Annotated in this window: 2 protein-coding genes; one reads left to right on the forward strand and one right to left on the reverse strand. The window is 63.7% G+C overall.

Annotated elements, in window-relative coordinates:
• Nucleotides 1–176: 176 nt before the first annotated feature.
• Nucleotides 177–1,190: a GSU2403 family nucleotidyltransferase fold protein gene (locus tag ACIQ09_RS22115; protein ID WP_398314572.1), complete on the reverse strand. Its 1,014-nt coding sequence runs from the start codon at nt 1,188–1,190 to the stop codon at nt 177–179.
• A gap of 154 nt (nt 1,191–1,344) precedes the next feature.
• Between ACIQ09_RS22115 and ACIQ09_RS22120 the strand changes: the two genes are divergently transcribed.
• Nucleotides 1,345–2,754, forward strand: a complete 1,410-nt coding sequence (locus ACIQ09_RS22120; RefSeq protein ID WP_398314574.1) for an MBL fold metallo-hydrolase RNA specificity domain-containing protein — start codon at nt 1,345–1,347, stop codon at nt 2,752–2,754.
• The last annotated feature ends 120 nt before the right edge of the window (nt 2,755–2,874 follow it).

Raw genomic sequence — 2,874 nt, forward strand, 5'->3', positions numbered from 1 at the left:
GCCCGCGGACGCCGGTAAAGGGCATGCCGGCGATCAACTCACGATGGGCGACTGAAGTCGCCCCTACGCGCCGCCCCGCGGCCTCCCCTGTAGGGTCGAATTCATTCGACCAAGGCACACCGAACAAAGCCTGCTGGTCGGATAAATCCGGCCCCACGGGGAGACCTCTTGCGTGATCAAATTGCGTCGAGCAGGTCGATGAGCTCGGGGTGAGCGGAGGCAGTCTGCATCAGCTTGCCCTTGATTCTGGCGATGTGCTCCCGCATCCGGGGTGGAAGTTCGTTCAATGCATCGAGCAGCAAGTGAGCGTCCTCGCTGGCAAGGAGCGCCGCTATTGTCAGTGCCTGGATGCGATCCTTGGTCGCTTTCTCGGGCATGCCGCGACGCTGAGTGCTTGCGTAGAGCTTGTGCCAGACAAATCTGGCGGCTTGCGGAATGTGAACGGGGACACAATGCCCGCCCGCGAGCATGCAGGCCGGCTCTGGATCTTTGAGCAGGTAATCGTAAAACGGCACCGTCTGTGCCGCCCAAGCAAGCGCGGGTAGTTTCACGATCTGGCCAAGTTCTTCGCCGGGCGTGAGCACATCGACGCGAAGCCCCTGGGCGCCTGGCAGCTTGACGGAACATGTTGGGCTCGCCGGTGACAGGCCAGGAACCGGAAAGAAAGGCAACCCGGTGGCCTTTACCGTTTCCAGGAAGGAGGCAGGGGCGGCAAGACGAAGAATGTGGCTTGCCAGGTCAATATCCTGAGTGTGGGCACTTGTCGACATCCCACCTAGTTCGTTGAGCCAGGCCATGTAGGCAAGTGTGCCCACGAGCACCAGGCCTGCGTCCAGCATGTGTTGATTGTGCAACTCAACAAGCACCCGGGCCATCACTTTGTCAGCCGTCTGGAAGCCGATCTTGCGGAGCAGCGAGATCTGCTTTGTCATCCAATCCTGATCCTCGATGGCGAGCCGCATGGTTTCGTAGGCCTCGAGATCTGCTTCGGTGCAAACGAATTTCTCTTCTTGCTTGCCCGGTACAGGGTAGAAGAGCCGGTACCAGTAGGACCCTCCATTGACGCTCTTCAACTTCAGGCGTCCCGGCGTACCCGGAAGGAGCAGGCCAGTTGCGCGTGCCCGCTCCTTGATCTCGGCGTACTGCGTTCGATACGCGAGTTCGTGAGTGCGATAAAGCGCCGACGACATCTCTTGCCCCTTGAGAAGCGAATGAATGGAGGGAAGCGTAGTGGTATTACCCCCCAAAAGTCAAAACCAGGGGGTAACGGCTGTCAGCACTGCCTCCCCTGTAGGGTCGAATTCATTCGACCAATAATGCCATCAGCAACTACAATCCCTCGCCATGAATGCAAACATCATCCATCACGGCGCGTTTCAGGGGGTGACGGGGTCTTGTCACCAGTTGTTCATTGATGAACTCAACAGCCTGCTGATCGACTGTGGCCTGTTTCAGGGGGCGGAGACGGCGCCGGACGGGGTGTCGGGGGCGGACAGGCTGGAGATCCCTTTTTCGGTGGAGCGGGTGCAGGCGCTGGTCGCCACCCATGTGCACATCGATCACGTGGGCCGCATCCCCTGGTTGCTGGCGGCGGGTTTCAAGGGCCCCATCCTGTGCAGTGAGCCGTCCGCCAAACTGCTGCCCGTTGTGCTGGCCGACGCTTTTGCGGTGGGGGTGACGCGGGACGCCCGGCTGGTGGAACGCTACCTCAAGATGGTGGAGGCGCGCATCCGGCCGATTCCCTGGCGCACCTGGTATCCGGTGTTCTCGGGCCCCAAGGGGAGCTGCCGGATCCGCCTGCAGCGGGCGGGGCACATTCTGGGCTCGGCTTATGTGGAATGCGAGCTGACCCGGCCGGGGGGTGAGCGGCTGCGGGTGTTGTTCTCGGGGGATCTGGGCGCGCCCCATGCGCCGCTGCTGTCAGCCCCCAAGCCGCCCTGGTCGGCCGACGTGGTTGTGCTGGAGAGCACCTACGGCGACCAGGTGCACGAAAAGCGCAGCTCGCGCCGGGCCCGCCTGCAGGCGGTGGTGGAGAAGGCCCTGGCCAACGGCGGCACGGTGATCATCCCGGCCTTCAGCATCGGCCGCACGCAAGAGCTGCTGTATGAGTTTGAAGACATCCTGTACCGGCAGCGCCAAAAGCCGGGGCGTTTTGCCGAGCGCTGGGCCAAGCTGCCGATCTACCTGGATTCGCCCCTCGCCGGGCGCTTCACCCGCATCTACCGCGAGCTGCAGCCCTACTGGGACGCCGAGGCCCTGGCCCGGGTGAAGGCGGGGCGCAAGCCGCTGGCGTTCGAGCAACTGGTCGCCATTGATGATCATGCCGACCACGAGGCCAACGTGCGCCGCCTGACCCGCAGCGGTGAGCCGGCCATCGTGATCGCCGCCAGCGGCATGTGCGCCGGCGGGCGGGTGATGAACTACCTGAAGGCCATGCTCCACGACCCCCGCCACGACGTGCTGTTTGTGGGCTACCAGGCCCGCGGCACCCCCGGCAGCGCCATCCAGACCTTCGGCCCGCGGGGCGGCTATGTGGACATCGACGGCGAACGCATCGAAATCCGCGCCGGCATCCACTCCCTGCCAGGCTATTCCGCCCACGCCGACCAGAACGACCTCGTCCGCTTCGTCACCCGCATGCGTCATCTGCCCGCCGAGGTCCGCCTCATCCACGGCGACACCGAAGCCCGCCAAGCCCTCGCCCAGCGCTTGCACGACGCCACCGGCGGCAAGGTGAACGTGATGAATGGCTGAGCCGCAGAATGAACAACGATACCGCCGACACCCCCCGTAGGGGCGACTTCAGTCGCCCACCACACGCTGATCACCGGCATGCCGTAAATCAAAGCCCGCGGGCGACTGAAGTCGCCCCTA

The organism is Zoogloea sp. (genome assembly GCF_044344315.1).
Taxonomy (GTDB): domain Bacteria; phylum Pseudomonadota; class Gammaproteobacteria; order Burkholderiales; family Rhodocyclaceae; genus Zoogloea.